Origin of the sequence: Kitasatospora aureofaciens (assembly GCF_001188955.3) — a bacterium.
In the GTDB taxonomy this organism is placed as follows: Bacteria; Actinomycetota; Actinomycetes; order Streptomycetales; family Streptomycetaceae; genus Kitasatospora; species Kitasatospora aureofaciens.
Window position 1 is genome coordinate 24,115 of the sequence record NZ_JPRF03000036.1, and the last position, 17,133, is coordinate 41,247.

The window sequence follows — 17,133 nt, forward strand, 5'->3', positions numbered from 1 at the left end:
CGTGCGGACCCCTCGGAGGCGGTCATGGCCGACAGGCGCGGAATCGCAGGAATCGGCAGCATCTCGCTGGCCATGGCAGTGCTGGCCCCGCTGGCCGCCTGCTCGTCCGGGGACGACGAGTCCTCCGGACCGCACCGGATCGACGCGGCCCCGCTCGTCCGCCTCTCGGCCGAGGACAAGGTCGACCCCTCGAAACCGGTCACCGTGACCGCCCTGGAGGGCAGCCGGCTCACCGACGTCACCGTGATCGGCCCGGACGGCCGGGTGGTGGCCGGCAAGCTCGCCGACGACCAGCGCAGCTGGCAGACCACCGGGCGGCTGAAGGCCGGCACCGCGTACGCCGTGCGGATATCCGCCGACGACGGGAAGAACGGCCGCGGCGACACCACCCGGAAATTCCGCACCCTGGCGGCCCAGCGCCTGCTCAACGCCAAGCTCGGCCCGGACTCCTCCGGCAGCGGCGTCTACGGCGTGGGCCAGCCGCTCACCGTCCAGCTGTCCGAGGCGGTGAAGGACCCGCAGGCCCGGCAGGAGGTCGAGCAGGCGCTGACCGTGACCTCCCAGCCGGCCGTCACCGGCGCCTGGTACTGGGTGGACGACAAGAACCTGCACTTCCGCCCGCAGGAGTACTGGCCGGTCGGCACGACCGTGTCGCTGGTCTTCGACGACACCGGCAGCCGGATCGCCGACGGCCTCTACGGCGGCGACCGCAGCTCGCTGCGGCTGCGGATCGGCGCGCGGGTCGAGACGGTGATCGACGCGGCCGCCCACGAGCTCACCCTGAAGCGCGACGGCCAGGTGCTCCGGACCATCCCGGTGACCACCGGCAGGCCCGGCTTCGACACCCGCAACGGCATCAAGGTGGTGCTCGGCCAGGAGCGCTCGGTCCGGATGAACGGCGAGACGATCGGCATCGCCGCGGGCACCTCGGATTCCTACGACCTGAACGTCGAGTGGGCCACCCGGGTGACCTGGAGCGGCGAGTACGTCCACGCGGCGCCCTGGTCGGTCAGCTCGCAGGGCGTCGAGAACGTCAGCCACGGGTGCACCGGCATGAGCACCGACAACGCCAAGTGGTTCTATGACAACACCCGGGTGGGGGACCTGGTCACGGTGGTGAACAGCCGCGGCGCCAAGATGGAGCCCTTCGGCAACGGCTTCGGGGACTGGAACGTCTCGTGGACCGACTGGGTCAAGCACAGCGCGCTCGGAAAGCCGCTCAGCACCACCGCCCCCGCCGCCCAGGCCCCCGCCGCCGGGATGATGCGCCCCGAGATGTAGGCCCGGGGTTCAGGCCCAGGGTACGGCCCGGATGCTCGGGCCCCGGGGTTCAGGCCCCGGGGTAGGCCACGCCCAGGGCGGTGACGACGGCGGCCAGGGCGTCCGCGTGGGACAGGCCCAGTCGGCTCGCCCGCTCGGCGTACTCGGTGGCGGCCTCGGCGGCCAGCCGGTGGGCGGCGTCCCCGGTCGAGGCGATCAGGGTGCCGCGCCGGCCGTGGGTCTCCACCACGCCGTCCGCCTCCAGCTCCTTGTAGGCCCGGGCGACCGTCCCGGCGGCCAGCCCCAGCTCCTCGGCCAGGGCCCGTACGGTGGGCAGCCGCAGCCCGGTGGGCAGCGCGCCGGAGCGGGCCCGCTCGGCGATCTGGGCGCGGATCTGCTCGTACGGGGGAGTGGCGGAGGCGGGGTCGACGGACAGCTGCACGGGTGGCTCCTGGAAGCGGTGCGGGTACGAGAAAGCCCGAGGGCCGCCGACCAGAGTTCATCTGGTCGGCGGCCCTCGGGGTGACGCGGGGTGCGTACGGGATCAGTGGTGGCCGTGGCCGCTGGTGATCTCGTGGTGCTCCTCGGCGGTCGGCTTGGGGATCTGGCTGCCCTCGCCGTAGAAGCCGCGGGAGAGCTTGGCCCGGGTGCGGGTGAGGGCGCCGGCCTTGCGGGCCACGCCGTTCTCGTCCGCCTGGGCCGGCAGCTCGATCGGCTGGTTCTGCTCGTGCGCCGTGAGCGTGTGCAGGTCCTTCTGCGGCAGCTGGGCGTGCACCTCGACGTACTCGCCGTGCGGCAGGCGCTTGATGACGCCGGTCTCGCGGCCGTGCAGCACCTTCTCCTTGTCACGGCGCTGCAGGCCGAGGCACCAGCGCTTGGTGACGATGAAGGTGATGACCGGCACCACGAAGAAGCCGGTGCGCACGAAGTAGGTGATCGAGTTGAGCGACAGGTGGAAGTGCGTGGCGAACAGGTCGTTGCCACCACCGATCAGCAGGACCAGGTACAGGCTGATCCAGGCCGCACCCAGGGCGGTGCGGACCGGGGCGTTGCGCGGGCGGTCCAGGATGTGGTGCTCGCGCTTGTCGCCGGTGATCCAGCCCTCGATGAACGGGTAGACCGCGATCGCGACCAGGACCAGCGGGAAGATCATCAGCGGGATGAAGACACCCAGGTTCAGGGTGTGGCCCCACAGGCTGATCTCCCAGCCCGGCATGACGCGGATCAGGCCCTCGGAGAAGCCCATGTACCAGTCGGGCTGGGCGTCGGTCGACACCTGGTCCGGACGGTACGGGCCGTACGCCCAGATCGGGTTGATCGTGGCGATCGCCGAGATGGCGGCGATGATGCCGAAGACCAGGAAGAAGAAGCCACCCGCCTTGGCCATGTAGACCGGCATCAGCGGCATGCCGACGACGTTCTTCTCGGTCTTGCCCGGGCCCGCCCACTGGGTGTGCTTGTGGTAGAAGACCAGGATCAGGTGCGCGACCAGCAGGCCGAGCATGATGCCCGGGATCAGCAGGACGTGGATGGTGAAGAACCGCGGCACGATGTCGTGGCCGGGGAACTCGCCCCCGAACAGGAACATCTGGATGTAGGTGCCGACCAGCGGGACCGCGAGGATCGCGCCTTCCATGAAGCGGATACCGGTACCCGACAGCAGGTCGTCCGGCAGCGAGTAGCCGAAGAAGCCGTCGAACATGCCCAGGACCAGCAGCAGGAAGCCGAAGACCCAGTTGATCTCACGCGGCTTGCGGAACGCGCCGGTGAAGAACACGCGCATCATGTGCACGAGCATCGCGGCCACGAAGACCAGGGCGGCCCAGTGGTGGATCTGGCGGATCAGCAGACCGCCGCGGATCTCGAAGCTGATGTCCACGGTCGAGGCGTACGCCTCGGACATCCCGATGCCCTTGAGCGGCACGTACGAGCCGTTGTAGACGACCTCGGCCATCGACGGCTTGAAGAACAGCGTCAGGTAGACACCGGTCAGGATGATGATGACGAAGGTGTAGAGGCAGATCTCGCCCAGCATGAAGGACCAGTGGTCCGGGAAGATCTTGCGCAGGTTGGCCTTGGCGAGGGAGTAGATCCCCAGCCGGCCGTCCGTCCAGTCAGCCGCGGCCTCCCACTTGTTGGCGGGGTTGGCGCGCGTGCTGGACGGCTTGGCGGCACCGGTCGTGGTGCTGCTCGCGCTACTCATCGAGCACGCTCCCAGAAGCTCGGGCCGACAGGCTTCTCGAAGTCGCCGGTGGCGACCAGGTTGCCCTTGTCGTCAGTGGTGATCTTCAGCTGCGGCAGCGGGTGGCCGGCCGGGCCGAAGATGACGCGCGCGCCGTCCGCCAGGTCGAAGGTCGACTGGTGGCAGGGGCAGAGCGCGTGGTGGGTCTGCTGCTCGTACAGGCTGATCGGGCAGCCGACGTGGGTGCAGATCTTCGAGTAGGCGAGGATGCCCTCGAAGCCCAGGTCCTTGGACTTGTCGTCCTTGATGTCCTCCGGCGCGATGCGCACCAGCATCAGGGCGTCCTTGGCGATGCGCTGCTGGAAGTCCTCGTCGTGGGTGGTCAGACCCTCCGGCATGGCGAAGGTCAGCGAGCCGACCACGAGGTCCTCGGGCTTCATCGGCTGCATGGTGCTCATGTTGACGAGCGCCAGCGGCTTGGCCGGGGTGGCCTCGCGCCAGCCCGTCTCCTGGAGCTTCTTCTCCGGCAGCGGGCCCAGGTCGCGGAGCAGGACCACGCCGGAGAGCGGCACCAGCGCCATCGACCCGATGAGGGTGTTGCGGATCATCTTGCGACGACCGAAGCCGGACTCGGCGGCACCGGTCTTGAACTGCTCGATGACGTCGTTGCGGACCTCGTCGGAAGCCTCGATCGGGTGACGCTCGGACGGCATCTCGACGTCCGACATCAGGGTGCGGGCCCAGTGGACCGCGCCCGCGCCGATCATGAACAGCGCGACACCCAGGGTCAGGCCGAGCGCGAAGTTCAGCGCGCTGACGTGACCCAGCGGGAAGATGTAGACGATCCGGTCCGGGTCGATGGCCACGTACGAGGCGATGAAGCCGATGGTGGCGATCATCGAGATCACGAACATCAGCGAGACCTGGCGCTCGGCCCGCTTGGCGGCCCGCTCGTCGATGTCGGTGCGGCGGGGCTCGTGGGCCGGAAGGCCCGGGTCGGCGAACGGGTTGCCGTGGTCGGCGACCTCGCCGGCGGAGCCGTGCGGCTCCGGGAGCTTGTCTTCTGACATGTCGTGGCTCATGACTTCTTGGCCTTGGTGGTGTGGGCGGCGACCCAGATCGCGACCGCGATGAGCGTTCCGAGGCCGAAGATCCAGCCGAACAGGCCCTCGGTCACCGGACCGAGGCTGCCCAGGGTGAGACCGCCGGGGTTGGGCTCATCGTTGGTGGTGTGGCGGACGAAGGCCACGATCTGCTTCTTCTGCTCCTCGGGCATGGTGCTGTCCGGGAACGACGGCATGTTCTGCGGGCCGGTCTGCATGGCCTCGTAGATGTGCTTGGCGTCCACGCCCTCCAGCGACGGGGCGTACTTGCCCTTGGTCAGGGCACCGCCCTGGCCCGCGAAGTTGTGGCACTGGGCGCAGTTGGTGCGGAACAGCTCGCCACCCTTGGAGATGTCATCGGGGTTGGTCGAGTTGTACTGCTCCGGCTTCGGCGCGATCGGGCCGGGGCCGAGCGAGCTGATGTACGCGGCGAGCTGGTCGATCTCGCCCTGGGTGTAGATCTTCGGCTTGCGCGGCACCTGGGCGCCGGGCTGCTGGGCCGGCATGCGGCCGGTGCCGACCTGGAAGTCGACGGCAGCCGAGCCCACGCCGACCAGGCTCGGACCCTCGCTGCTGCCCTGGCCGTTGATGCCGTGGCAGGAGGAGCAGCCGACGGCGAAGAGCCTCTTGCCCTCATCGATCGCGAGCGACTGCGCGGCGACGTCGGCCTGCGCCTTGTCGGCGGGCGCGAACGCGGCGTACAGCCCCCCGGTTGCCGCCAGGGCGAGAAGTAGGACGACCAGCGCCGCCAATGGGTGGCGCCGTCGTGCGGAGAGCTTTTTCACGGAATAACCCCGGTGTCAGGATCTGGTCGACTGGTGGGTGCACCCGGCGGCCGGTCTGGCCGGCACGAGGCTGCCTGTCCAAGGCTGCGCGCGCGGTCGGTCGGTGGGAGCGTCGGCACCGGCAGAAGCGGCCCGTCGCCGGTGAGGGCGGGGGCCGCAGCCGGTGGCCAGCGACCTGATCAGCTGGTTACTTGATCAGGTAGATGGTCGCGAACAGGCCGATCCACACGACGTCGACGAAGTGCCAGTAGTAGGACACGACGATCGCGGCGGTGGCCTGCTCGTGCGTGAAGCGCTTGGCTGCGTACGTCCGTCCCAGGACCAGCAGGAAGGCGATCAGACCACCCGTCACGTGCAGACCGTGGAAGCCGGTGGTCAGGTAGAACACCGTGCCGTACGGGTCGGAGGACAGCGAGAGGCCGTCGTTCTTGACCAGCTCGGTGTACTCGTAGACCTGGCCGCCGATGAAGATCGCGCCCATGAAGAACGTGAGGATGAACCACCCGCGGAGCTTCTTCACGTCACCGCGCTCGGCGGCGAACACGCCGAGCTGGCAGGTGAGCGAGGAGAGCACCAGGATGGTGGTGTTGACCGAGGAGAACGTCACGTTGAGCGCGTGCGCCTTCTCGGCCCAGAACTCGGCTCCCTTGACGGAGCGGAGCGTGAAGTACATCGCGAAGAGGGCCGCGAAGAACATCAGCTCGGAACTGAGCCAGACGATCGTTCCGACGCTGACCATGTTCGGTCGATTGACCGATCCGTGCGCGTGCCCGGTTTCTGTTGCTGTTGCTGTCGCCACGACGGACATTATGTCGGTCCCTTATTCCGTCTTCACGTCGGGGGGTGTCCCTCGGAGTGTCCGGTGCGTGCGGTATGCCCGCTTGGGGGGCGACGGAGGGTCCGTGCGGGGACTGAGCAGCGGCGTGTCCCTTTTCTGACGGTTCCTCGGACGGTCCGCCACCCCCGTGCCCGGCGGGTCGGTGCACGGGCGGCGCAGTGCCGGGTGTAAGGGGAGAGGATGCCGCATCCGCCGTCCGGGTGGACCGGGAGGGCCAGGGTGACGGACCGTCCTCCGGGTGGGTGAGCCGTCGGCGTGGGCGGCTCGGGGAGGAACGTGCGCGAGGGGGACCGGAGACGGGGGAAACGGGGGTAGCATCCGGATCAGGTGAACGTGGTCCGGATCACACTTGAGGGAGCAGGGTCCATGGCGTACACGACCGACGAGACGCTCACCGTCCTCGTCTACAGCGACGACCGCAACACCCGCGAGCAGGTGCTGACGGCACTCGGCCGCCGGCCCGCCGAGGATCTTCCGGAGCTGTCCTACCTGGAGTGCGCGACCACCCCTGCGGTGATCAAGGCACTGGAGAAGGGCGGCATCGACCTCTGCGTGCTGGACGGTGAGGCGGTCCCGGCCGGCGGGCTCGGTCTCGGGCGCCAGCTCAAGGACGAGATCTACGGCTGCCCGCCGGTGCTGGTGCTGATCGGCCGGCCGCAGGACTCCTGGCTCGCCGCCTGGAGCCGGGCCGACGCCGCGATCTCCCACCCGGTCGACCCGGTGGCGCTGGCCGGGGCGGTCGGCACCCTGCTGCGGGCACGGCTGGCGAAGCGGGCCCCGGCCGCGCGCTGAACGATGTCGTCTCAGTAGTAGAGAAGACCGGGGCCCGGGCGCCCCGCCGCTCGATAGGCTGGCTGCATCCGTACGGACGTCCCCCGGCACGGGGGAACCGACAACAGCTGGAGTCAGCCATGGTGAACGTGAACCCTGCGAACGGTGGTACCGACCCCGCGCAGGTGGTCCGCACCTGGCCGGACCTCCTGGCGGCACTGTTGAAGGGGGAGGACCTCGACCGCTCGTCCACCGCGTGGGCGATGGACCGGATCATGAGCGGCGAGGCGTCCCCCGTGCAGGTGGCCGGGTTCATGGTGGCCCTGCGGGCCAAGGGCGAGACGGTCGACGAGATCGCCGGCCTGGTCGACGCGATGTACGAGCACGCCGAGCCGCTGGACATCCCCGGCCCGGCGGTCGACATCGTCGGCACCGGCGGCGACCGGGCGAAGACCGTCAACATCTCCACCATGTCGGCGATCGTCGCGGCGGCGGCCGGGGCCAAGGTGGTCAAGCACGGCAACCGCGCCGCCTCCTCCTCCAGCGGCTCCTCGGACGTGCTGGAGAAGCTCGGCGTGGCGCTGGACCTGTCGGCCCGGCGGGTGGCCGAGGTGGCCGAGGAGGTCGGGCTCACCTTCTGCTTCGCGGCCAAGTTCCACCCCTCGATGCGGCACGCCGCCACCGCGCGGCGCGACCTCGGGGTGCCGACCGCCTTCAACATCCTCGGCCCGCTGACCAATCCGGCGAAGGTCACCTCGCACGCCATCGGCTGCTTCGACACCCGGCTCGCCGGGCTGATCGCGGGCGTGCTGGCCCGGCGCGGGGCGACGGCGCTGGTGTTCCGCGGCGACGACGGGCTGGACGAGCTGACCATCACCACCACCTCGCGGGTGTGGGTGGTGCGCGACGGGGTGGTCACCGAGACCGTCTTCGACCCGCGGGACGTCGGCATCGAGCTGGTCGGCATCGAGGCGCTGCGCGGGGCCGACGCCGCGTACAACGCCGAGGTCGCGCGCCGGATGCTGGCCGGGGAGCGCGGGCCGGTGCGGGACGCCGTCCTGCTGAACACGGCGGCGGCGCTGGTCGCGATGGACCTCGGCGACGCGCCGCTGGCGGAGCAGCTCGCGGCGGGCATGGCCCGGGCGGCCGAGGCGATCGACTCGGGCGCGGCGCAGGAGCTGCTGCGGCGCTGGTCGGAGGCCACCAGCCGGATCTGAGGCGGTGGTTGAGGGCCCGTGCCGATCCGTCGGCACGGGCCCTGGGGCTGCCCGCCCCTGCTCTGCCCGCCCGGAGGCGAGCGGGCGAGGAGACACCGTCCGGATGGTGGATGGCTGTTTGACCGTCCGACGTACCCGACCTAGAGTCTTCGCCAGGTCATGAGCGACAGCGTCAAGCCCCAGCTGGCTGTCCGGCAACCCTCCGTCCGTGGCGGGGTGCCCTGGGTGAGGACCGGGTCGCCGGGCAAGCCGTCCGCGCGACAAGCGCGGACACCGGACGACGAGCACTCCCGGGGTCCCTTACCCCAGAAGGAGTGCATCCCCATGTCTGTCTCCCTCGACCTCCACGCCCCGCTCGCCGTCCTCGGCCACGACGTCCAGGTGCCGCTCGCCAGCGGCGAGAAGGTCGGCTACGCGGCGCTCGACTACGCGGCCAGTGCACCGGCGCTCCAGCGGGTCTGGGACGACGTCGCCGCCTACGCCCCGTACTACGGCAGCGTGCACCGCGGCGCCGGGTACCTGTCGCAGCTGTCCACCGACCTGTTCGAGCAGAGCCGCCGGACCGTCGCCGAGTTCCTCGACCTGCGCGAGGGCGACCAGGTGGTCTTCACCCGCGCCACCACCGACTCGCTCAACCTGCTGGCCACCGCCGTCCCGGCCGGCACCCGGGTGTTCGCCTTCGAGACCGAGCACCACGCCTCGCTGCTGCCCTGGGCGCACGCCGGGCTGGAGGTCGGCTACCTGCGGGCGCCGCGCTCGCGGGCCGAGGCGGTGGCCGCCCTGGAGGCGGCGCTGGCCGCGGCGCCCGAGGGGCCGAAGCTGCTGTGCGTCACCGGTGCCTCCAACGTGACCGGCGAGCTGTGGCCGGTCGCCGAGCTGACCGCGACCGCGCACCGGTACGGCGCCCGGGTGGTGCTGGACGCCGCCCAGCTGGCTCCGCACCACCGCGTCTCGGTGCGCGAGCTGGACGTCGACTGGATCGCCTTCTCCGGCCACAAGCTGTACGCGCCGTTCGGCGCCGGGGTGTTGGCCGGACGGTCGGACTGGCTGGACGCGGCCGAGCCGTACCTGGCCGGCGGCGGGGCGACCCGGACGGTGGCCCGGGAGCAGGACGGCTCGGTGGCGGTGCAGTGGCACACCGGCCCGGCCCGGCACGAGGCCGGCTCGCCGAACGTCATCGGCGCCTACGCGATCGCCTCGGCCTGCCGGGCGCTGACCGAGGCCGGCTTCGACGTGCTGGAGGCCCGGGAACGGCGGTTGGTCGAGCGGCTGACGGCCGGACTGGCGGAGATCCCGCAGGTCAAGGTGCTGAACCTGTTCGGCGAGGGCTCGGCCCGGGTGGGCGTGCTGTCCTTCGTCGTCCGGGGCTGGAACAGCTCGCACTTCTCGGCCGCGCTGTCCGCCGAGTACGGCATCGGGGTGCGCGACGGGCTGTTCTGTGCCCACCCGCTGGTGCGGACGCTGCTGGGGGACGAGGAAGTGGCGCCGTCCGAGTGCGGGGCGCCGGAGCCCTCGCTCCCGGGGGAGCGCAGCCTGAACGCGATCCGGGTGAGCTTCGGGGCCGGCACGCCGGACGAGCACGTCGAGCGCTTCCTGACCGCTGTCCGTGAGCTGGTCACCGACGGCGCGGCGTGGAACTACCGCAACGAGGGCGGCCGTTGCGTCGCCGACAGCCGCCGCGGGAACTGACGGCTACTCGTCCAGGCCGAGGGCGAAGGCCGCCTCCAGGTCGTGCTGGGAGTAGGTGCGGAAGGCGATCTGGGTCTCGGTGTGGGCCACGCCCGGGACCTTGTTCAGCCGGCCCGGGATGACCTCGGCCAGGTCGTCGTGACGGCGCACCCGGACCATCGCCACCAGGTCGTAGCCGCCGGTCACCGAGTACACCTCGCTGACGCCCTCGATCGCGGCGATGGCCTCGGCGATCTCCGGGATGCGGTCGACACTGGTCTTGATCAGGACGATGGCGGTGATCACTGTTCACGGCTCCTTCGTGGGGTGCGGCCAGCGTATCGGGCCTCAGCCGGGTCGTCGCGGGGGGTGTCCGACCACGGTGCAGGCGTACAGGAAGCCGGCCGAGAAGCCGATCACGTGCACCAGGTAGGCCACTCCGGGACCGGCCGAGTGCACCGACCACCACTGCAGGGCGAACCAGAGGCCGAGCACCAGCCAGGCCGGGAAGCGCAGCGGGAGGAAGAGGAGCAGCGGCACCAGGGTGGTCACCCGGGCCCTCGGGTGGAAGCGCAGGTAGGCGCCGAGCACGGCGGAGATCGCGCCCGAGGCGCCGATCAGGACCCGGGTGGAGCCGGGCGAGTGCGCCTCGGCGAGCGCGAAGCCGTACGAGGCGAGGCTGCCGGCGGCCAGGTAGAAGAGGAGGTACCTGGCCCGGCCGAGCCGCCGTTCGACGGTGGGGCCGAAGACGTGGAGGAAGAGCAGGTTGCCCAGCAGGTGCAGCCAGCCCGCGTGCAGGAAGAGTCCGGTGAGGGCGGAGAGCGCCGGGTGCTTGCCCGGGGTGGGGGTGGCGGGGCAGCCGGGGACCGGGTCGGGGCCGGCGGCCAGCTGCTCGGCGGTGAGCGGGTGCCCGGTCAGCAGTTCGGCGGGGACGGCGCCCCAGCGCTGCTCGTACCGCTGCTCGGCGCAGACCCGGGCCTGGCCCTTGCCGTACAGCGGGTTGAGGCCGGCGGCCGGGCAGAGCAGGAAGACCAGGGTGTTGACAGCGATCAGGGCGTAGGTGACCGCCGGTGCGGGCACCGCCGGGCGGTCGCCCCGCGCTTCCGTGTGGTCGGGGGCCGCGAGCGCCATGGGGCCAAGCATCCCTCCGTGCGCGGCAGGTGACACGGCGGTTTACGGCAGGTGGACTAGCCACCGTCTTCCGGCAACCGGTGGTCGGGGTGGTTGCCCCAGGCAATAGGCTTGGGGCGGGCAATCCCGTCTCCCGCCGCCGACGCCGGGGCTCCGGGGGGAGCGCCTAGCCCACCCAGGGACCAGCCGAGAGGATCCCCGATGACCGTCCCCGCACTGACCGCCGAGACGCGCTGGCGCTGCACGCTGTGCGGCAACCTCACCCGCTTCGACGTGACCCGCACCGCGCGGGTGACCGAGTTCCTGCACTTCGACCTGGCCGGCGAGTCCGAGGTCGAGGAGACCGAGGTGCTCAGCGAGACGATCGAGTCGGTGCGCTGCCGCTGGTGCAACGCCGTGGACCAGGTCGAGCTGGTGGCCCGCCCGGGCGCCGAGGGCGCGGAGGCCCCCGCCGAGCAGGGCTGACCCCGCCGGTGCGGTGGACGGTGTGCGCGACGCGGCCGTCCACCGCACGGGACAATACAGACAAGACGCACGGAGCGTGACGACAGGGGCGGCCGCGGGGCCGCACCCGCTGGACCAGGATCGGAGCCGAGGACGTGGTGGACGCAGCGAGGGAGCCCGGCGAAGCGCAGGGGCTTCAGCCCGCTGCGCAGGCACCGGAGCCGGCCGCCGCTGATCCGGATGCAGCCGCTTCCGGTGCCGCCGCGGAGCGGCCGGCCGAGAAGCTGGACCGGCCGCTGCCGGAGGGCGTGCGTCGGCGCGTGGTCGGGCTGGCCTCGGACGCGCTGGGCGGGCTGCCGCCCGCGGAGCTGCCGCAGGGCCTGCGGCAGTACGTGAAGTTCACCCCGGCCCGGCGGGCCAAGTACGCGGCCACCGCGCTGGCGGCGGCGCTGGAGTCTGAGCCGGCCTTCCGGGTTCGGATAGCGGAGCGGCTGCGGCTGGGCCAGCCGGACCTGGTGAAGGCGCTGGAGTCGGGCGCCGTCCCGGGCGCCGCCGATCCGATGGACGTCGCGGCCGCCGCCTACCTGGTGCGCTCGGCGGGTTGGAGCCGGCTGGTCACCGAGGCCGGCGAGGAGGCCGAGCGGGCCGGCGCCGAGGACGCCGCGGCGGAGGCCGCCCGGTTGGTGGAGAAGCTGCAGGCCGAGCTGGCCGAGGTGCGGGCCGCGGCGCGGGCGGACCTGGAGCGCCAGCGGGCGGAGTTCGAGGGCGTCCGGCGGGAGGCCGAGTCGCTGCGCAAGAAGGTGCGGTCGCTGGAGAGCGACACCCGTCGGGCGCAGGCCGAGACCAGGCGGGTGACCGGGGAGCTGGAGGCCGCGAAGGCGCAGGCCGCGAGCGAGCGCAGTGCGGCCGAGGGCGAGGCGCGACGGCTGCGGCACCGGGTGTCCGAGCTGGAGACCGCCGCCGAGCAGGGCCGCCGGTCGGCCCGCGAGGGGCGCAGCGTCGAGGACATGCGGCTGCGGCTGCTGCTGGACACGGTGCTGCAGTCGGCCCAGGGCCTGCAGCGCGAGCTGGCGCTGCCGGTCTCCCAGATCCGCCCGGCGGACCTGGTGGAGGCGGTGGTGCCGGGGGCGGCCTCGCCGCACGACGTGGCCCGGCGCGGCCTGGCCGATGACGATCCGGCGCTGCTGGACCAGCTGCTGGCGATCCCGCAGGTGCACCTGGTGGTGGACGGCTACAACGTGACCAAGACCGGGTACCCGACGCTGCCGCTGGAGCAGCAGCGGATCCGGCTGCTGGGCGGGCTGGCGATGCTGGCCCAGCGCACCCAGGCGGAGGTCACCTGTGTGTTCGACGGGCAGGACCTGGACGTGCCGGTCATCATGGCGCCACCGCGGGGGGTGCGGGTACGGTTCAGCCGGACCGGGGAGACCGCGGACGAGCTGATCCGCCGTCTGGTCCGGGCCGAGCCGCAGGGCCGTCCGGTGGTGGTGGTGTCCACCGACCGGGAGGTCGCGGAGGGCGTGCGGAAGGCGGGCGCGCGCCCGGTGGCCTCGGTGCTGTTGCTGAACCGGCTGGCCCGGCCCTGATCCGGGCCGGCGGCCGTGACCCCTGGTCAGTGCCCTTTTCGGGCGCTTTGCGCGGGGGTGTGCGGATCCGGTGAAGCCGGCGTGGGGACCGCGGTTCACGCCTTCGGGGGAGTGGCAAAACGGATAGATCTTCACTAGGGTCTGGCGTCAAACCTATTTTCCGGAATCTCACCTGAACAGGTGAGTCCATTGGAAGAAGGAGCCGGTCCCTTGGCCTCCCACCGCCGTCCCAAGCAGCCGAGCCGCGCGCGGGTGTCCGTGCTCACCGCTGCCGCTGCGACCGCGGTCGCCCTCTCCGCCCAGGTGGCCGCGCACGCCGCGCCGCAGCCGAACACGTCCGACGTCAAGGCGCAGATCGACCAGCTCCAGCAGGAGCAGGAGCAGGCGGCGGAGAAGTACAACGGTGCCAAGGAGCGGGCCGACCAGCTCCGCAAGCAGGCCGACCAGCTGCAGGACCAGGTGGCCCGCAGCCAGGACCAGATGAGCCAGCTGCAGACCGGCCTGGCCCAGGTCGCGGGCGAGCAGTACCGCACCGGCGGCATCGACCCCTCGGTCCAGCTGATGCTCTCCTCCGACCCGACCGGCTACCTGGACAAGGCGTCGAGCGTCCAGCAGGCCAGCGAGACCCAGACCGAGGCGCTCAAGGGCCTGCTCGACCAGCAGCGCCGGCTGGACCAGGAGAAGGCCGAGGCGGCCGCCGTGCTGGCCTCGCTGGACGCCACCACCAAGGACCTCAACCAGGCCAAGGCGGACGTCAACCAGAAGCTGAAGGCCGCGCAGGACCTGCTGAACTCGCTCAGCGCCGCCGAGCGGGCCGCGCTGAAGGCCCAGCAGCAGCAGGACGACCGCGCCTCGCGCGGCGCGGCCCGGGTCGACCTCAGCAGCCTGCCGCCGGCCAGCGGCTACGCGGCCGTGGCCGTGGCCAAGGCGATGAGCAAGCAGGGCTCGCCGTACGTGTGGGGCGCCACCGGGCCGAGCACCTTCGACTGCTCGGGCCTGATGCTCTGGTCGTACGCCCAGGCCGGCGTCTCGCTGCCGCGTACCTCGCAGGAGCAGGGCGACGTCGGCACCCGGGTGCCCTCGCTGGACCAGGCCCAGCCGGGGGACCTGGTGATCTACGGCAGCGACCGGCACCACGTCGGGATGTACATCGGCAACGGCATGGTGGTCCACGCGCCGCACACCGGTGACGTGGTGAAGGTGATGAAGGCCGACGCGATGCCGATCAACACGATCCGCCGGGTCTGACGGCCCGACATGCCCGGGGTTCGACCCCCGGCCCTGTGATCCGCGCCACCTCCCGATCCGGGGGTGGCGCTTCGGGTTTGCCCCGCCATTCGACCGACCGGTGAGCGTCGATCAGCTTTGCGTGCGGCAGTGATCACGATCAGTCATTTTCACAAAGGAACATGGGTAATATTCCGTCTTTTTTCTGACAAGGATTTGAACGGATCACGGTTCAGTTACTAGGGTCGTGCCCCGAACCACCGCACTGTCGATCACCCAGCCTGGGTGGCGGCGGTGGTTTCCGTCGAGTTCGCGAAACAGCGGGGCAGGTCGAAGCGACTGCCCGACAGGGGAGCCCAGTGGTCGGGGGCGCTGCGGAGCGGAGCCGGGGAACCACGTTCCTCCGGGGTGAATCGGCGCCAGGTCGGCCGTTGGTGAGGCCGTGAGGCGTCGTAGGGCATGCTTCCGGCCCGAACCCGTCAGCTCACCCGGTAGGCGGAGGTAGGAAGAAGGAGTCCGCCTTCGTGGCGTCCCATCGTCGTCCCAAGCCCGCCGGCCGCGCTCGCGTCTCGATCCTGACCGGTTTCGCCGCCGCAGCCGTCGCCCTCTCCGCGCAGACCGGCGCGCACGCCGACCCGCAGCCGACCAAGGAGCAGGTCAAGGAGCAGGTCGACCAGCTCAACGAGCAGGCCGAGCAGGCGACCGAGAAGTACAACGCGGCGCAGGAGAAGCAGCAGGAGCTGGAGAAGCAGGTCTCCGGTCTGCAGGACCAGGTGGCCCGTCAGCAGGCGCAGGTGACCGACCTGCAGGGTGGCCTCGCCGAGATCGCGAGCGAGCAGTACCGCAACGGCGGCATATCCCCGACCGTCCAGCTGATGTTCTCCTCCAGCCCGGACAACTTCCTCAACCAGGCCGGGGCGCTGAACCAGGCCGGTGACACCCAGAAGAACCAGCTGAAGCAGCTCCAGGAGCAGCAGCGCAAGCTGGACCAGGACCGTACCGAGGCGCAGGGCAAGCTCGCCGAGCTGGAGTCCACGACCACGCAGCTGAAGGCGTCCAAGGAGGACGTCCAGAACAAGCTGAAGGCCGCCCAGGACCTGCTCAACACGCTGACCGAGCAGGAGCGCCAGGCGATCAAGGCGGCCGAGGAGAAGGCCGCCGCCGACGCCAAGGCCAAGGCGGACGCCGCCGCGCAGGCCTCCCAGTCGGGCTCTTCCGACCGCGCCTCGCGCGACAGCGGCCGCTCCGACCTCGGCTCGGGCTCCTCGTCCGCGCCGGTCAAGATCGCCCCGGGCAGCTCGCACGGTGCGGCCGCGTTGGCCGCCGCCGCCTCCAAGGTCGGCAGCCCGTACGTCTGGGGCGCCACCGGCCCCAGCTCCTTCGACTGCTCCGGCCTGATGGTCTGGGCGTTCAACCAGGCCAACGTGTCGCTGCCGCGAACCTCGCAGGAGCAGGCCGGCGCCGGCACCCGGATCGGCACCGACCTCTCCCAGGCCCAGCCCGGCGACCTGCTGATCTTCTACAGCGACGCCCACCACGTCGGCATCTACGCGGGCAACGGCCAGGTGCTGCACGCGCCCAAGCCGGGCGCCTCGGTCCGCTACGAGGCCGTCTCCAACATGCCGCTGGCTTCCATCGTGCGGGTCTGATCCCCGCCAGGTCCTCAAGGCCCGGTCCTCCACCACGGGGGGCCGGGCCTGCGGCTTTTCCGGCGGCCCGGTCTGGTGTCCGAATAGGGGTCAAATATTCTGGTCCGGAGGGGTTTGGACTCGCTTGCCCGGACTCGCTAACGTCTGCCACCGGACTCCCGCTCGACGGCCGCCCACCGGGGTGCGGCCGCGGGACCGCGCCGCAGGACTGGAGCCGCTGCCGTCATGCCCGTGCACCGCCGTTCCCAACTGCTCGCCCGTGCGCTGGTACTGACCGCGGCCGCCACCACGGTCCTGGGCGTGGCGACCGCCGGCAGCGCCCAGGCCGCCCCCGGGGCGCCGGACAAGCCCGACCACAAGGACGTCAAGGCGCAGGTCGAGCAGCTCTACGACGAGGCCGAGCAGGCGTCGGAGAAGTACAACGCCGCGCAGGAGGCGCAGAAGCGGCTCCTGAACGAGACCGCGAGCCTGCAGGGTGAGGTCGCCACCGCCCAGGACCAGCTCAACCAGCTGCGCGGTGACCTGGCCACGGTGGCCGGGGCCGAGTACCGGGCCGGCGGGATGACCCAGACCGCCCAGCTGATGCTCTCCACCGACCCCGGGGCCTATCTCGCCCGCGCCCGCACCCTCGGCCAGGCCGCCGAGCGGCAGCAGGAGACGCTGCACGAGCTGGTCACCCGTCAGCGCCGGCTCGACCAGCGCCGCGCCGAGACCGCGGCCAAGCTCGCCGAACTGGACCAGACCCGCCGCTCGCTGGCCGAGAACAAGCAGCAGATCCAGCAGCGGCTGGCCGAGGCGCAGAAGCTGCTGAACGGCCTGGGTGCCGCCGAGCGGTCCAGGATGGCCGCCCAGGACGCCCGGGAGGCCGAGCAGCGCGCCACCCGCGGCACCGACCGGCTGGACCTCGGCACCGCCCCGCCCGCCTCCGAGCGCGGGGCGGCCGCGCTGGCCGCCGCGGTGCGGATGATCGGCTCGCCCTACGTCTACGGATCCACCGGACCGCGTGCCTTCGACTGTTCCGGTCTGATGTACTACAGCTGGCGGCAGGCCGGAGTGTCCCTGCCGCGGACCTCGCAGGCCCAGGCGTACGCCGGGCAGCGGATCAGCCTCTCCGAAGCACGGCCGGGAGACCTGGTGATCTTCTACCGGGACATGCACCACGTCGGGATGTACGCCGGCGGCGGGGTGATGGTGCACGCCCCGTACCCGGGCGCCAGGGTCCGGTACGAGAGCGTCAACTCGATGCCGGTCTCGGGGGTGGTCCGGCTCTGA

At 71.5% G+C, this 17,133-nt stretch carries 16 protein-coding genes and 2 riboswitches; of the genes, 9 read left to right on the plus strand and 7 right to left on the minus strand.

Translation table 11 applies throughout. The annotated features are described in order from the left end of the window. The first annotated feature begins 24 nt into the window (after positions 1 to 24). Positions 25 to 1,281, plus strand: coding sequence for a L,D-transpeptidase (locus tag HS99_RS24085; protein ID WP_046386418.1), 1,257 nt, complete (start codon positions 25 to 27; stop codon positions 1,279 to 1,281). Between the two features lie 49 nt (positions 1,282 to 1,330). Here HS99_RS24085 and HS99_RS24090 read toward each other — a convergent pair whose 3' ends face one another. The 5 genes from HS99_RS24090 to ctaE form a co-directional block, all read right to left on the minus strand. After that, a complete protein-coding gene (locus HS99_RS24090; protein ID WP_030549993.1) occupies positions 1,331 to 1,702 on the minus strand; it encodes a GntR family transcriptional regulator in 372 nt (123 codons plus the stop codon). Between the two features lie 102 nt (positions 1,703 to 1,804). Continuing rightward, a complete protein-coding gene (gene qcrB, locus HS99_RS24095) occupies positions 1,805 to 3,463 on the minus strand; it encodes a cytochrome bc1 complex cytochrome b subunit (protein WP_030282765.1) in 1,659 nt (552 codons plus the stop codon). Further along, positions 3,460 to 4,512 (minus strand): cytochrome bc1 complex Rieske iron-sulfur subunit, encoded by a 1,053-nt coding sequence (gene qcrA / locus HS99_RS24100; protein WP_033348072.1) that lies wholly within the window; start codon positions 4,510 to 4,512, stop codon positions 3,460 to 3,462. The genes qcrB and qcrA overlap by 4 nt, the downstream gene beginning before the upstream one ends. An 8-nt stretch (positions 4,513 to 4,520) precedes the next feature. Further along, positions 4,521 to 5,330: a cytochrome bc1 complex diheme cytochrome c subunit gene (qcrC, locus tag HS99_RS24105; protein ID WP_030282770.1), complete on the minus strand. Its 810-nt coding sequence runs from the start codon at positions 5,328 to 5,330 to the stop codon at positions 4,521 to 4,523. A gap of 187 nt (positions 5,331 to 5,517) precedes the next feature. Further along, entirely contained in the window at positions 5,518 to 6,138 is a 621-nt protein-coding gene (gene ctaE, locus HS99_RS24110) for an aa3-type cytochrome oxidase subunit III (protein WP_030282771.1), read from the minus strand. 396 nt (positions 6,139 to 6,534) lie between these two features. Here ctaE and HS99_RS24115 point away from each other — a divergent pair, with 396 nt between their 5' ends. The 3 genes from HS99_RS24115 (at position 6,535) to HS99_RS24125 (ending at position 9,845) form a co-directional block, all read left to right on the plus strand. Further along, the gene (locus HS99_RS24115) at positions 6,535 to 6,960 is read left to right on the plus strand and encodes a response regulator (RefSeq protein ID WP_030282774.1); all 426 of its coding nucleotides are present in this window, start codon (positions 6,535 to 6,537) and stop codon (positions 6,958 to 6,960) included. Positions 6,961 to 7,079: 119 nt separating this feature from the next. Beyond that, positions 7,080 to 8,156, plus strand: a complete 1,077-nt coding sequence (gene trpD / locus HS99_RS24120) for an anthranilate phosphoribosyltransferase (protein ID WP_030549994.1) — start codon at positions 7,080 to 7,082, stop codon at positions 8,154 to 8,156. 155 nt (positions 8,157 to 8,311) lie between these two features. Next, positions 8,312 to 8,429: riboswitch (SAM riboswitch) on the plus strand. A gap of 51 nt (positions 8,430 to 8,480) precedes the next feature. Continuing rightward, the gene (locus tag HS99_RS24125) at positions 8,481 to 9,845 is read left to right on the plus strand and encodes an aminotransferase class V-fold PLP-dependent enzyme (RefSeq protein ID WP_030282778.1); all 1,365 of its coding nucleotides are present in this window, start codon (positions 8,481 to 8,483) and stop codon (positions 9,843 to 9,845) included. Between the two features lie 3 nt (positions 9,846 to 9,848). Here HS99_RS24125 and HS99_RS24130 read toward each other — a convergent pair whose 3' ends face one another. Both HS99_RS24130 and HS99_RS24135 read right to left on the minus strand, forming a co-directional pair. Next, positions 9,849 to 10,130, minus strand: a complete 282-nt coding sequence (locus HS99_RS24130; protein ID WP_030240061.1) for an Lrp/AsnC ligand binding domain-containing protein — start codon at positions 10,128 to 10,130, stop codon at positions 9,849 to 9,851. Positions 10,131 to 10,172: 42 nt separating this feature from the next. Beyond that, positions 10,173 to 10,955: a rhomboid family intramembrane serine protease gene (locus HS99_RS24135; RefSeq protein ID WP_050366817.1), complete on the minus strand. Its 783-nt coding sequence runs from the start codon at positions 10,953 to 10,955 to the stop codon at positions 10,173 to 10,175. 201 nt (positions 10,956 to 11,156) lie between these two features. Between HS99_RS24135 and HS99_RS24140 the strand changes: the two genes are divergently transcribed. The 5 genes from HS99_RS24140 (at position 11,157) to HS99_RS24160 (ending at position 17,133) form a co-directional block, all read left to right on the plus strand. Continuing rightward, complete coding sequence (locus HS99_RS24140) at positions 11,157 to 11,420, plus strand: hypothetical protein (protein WP_030282783.1); 264 nt, start codon at positions 11,157 to 11,159, stop codon at positions 11,418 to 11,420. A 137-nt stretch (positions 11,421 to 11,557) separates the two neighbouring features. After that, positions 11,558 to 12,985 (plus strand): NYN domain-containing protein, encoded by a 1,428-nt coding sequence (locus HS99_RS24145; protein ID WP_078938847.1) that lies wholly within the window; start codon positions 11,558 to 11,560, stop codon positions 12,983 to 12,985. Positions 12,986 to 13,195: 210 nt separating this feature from the next. Continuing rightward, a complete protein-coding gene (locus HS99_RS24150; RefSeq protein WP_030282787.1) occupies positions 13,196 to 14,233 on the plus strand; it encodes a C40 family peptidase in 1,038 nt (345 codons plus the stop codon). A 339-nt stretch (positions 14,234 to 14,572) separates the two neighbouring features. Then, a riboswitch (cyclic di-AMP (ydaO/yuaA leader) is annotated at positions 14,573 to 14,726 on the plus strand. A 10-nt stretch (positions 14,727 to 14,736) separates the two neighbouring features. Continuing rightward, on the plus strand, positions 14,737 to 15,861 hold the full coding sequence (locus HS99_RS24155) for an NlpC/P60 family protein (protein ID WP_030282796.1): 1,125 nt from the start codon (positions 14,737 to 14,739) through the stop codon (positions 15,859 to 15,861). A 225-nt stretch (positions 15,862 to 16,086) separates the two neighbouring features. Continuing rightward, positions 16,087 to 17,133, plus strand: a complete 1,047-nt coding sequence (locus HS99_RS24160; protein ID WP_030282799.1) for a C40 family peptidase — start codon at positions 16,087 to 16,089, stop codon at positions 17,131 to 17,133.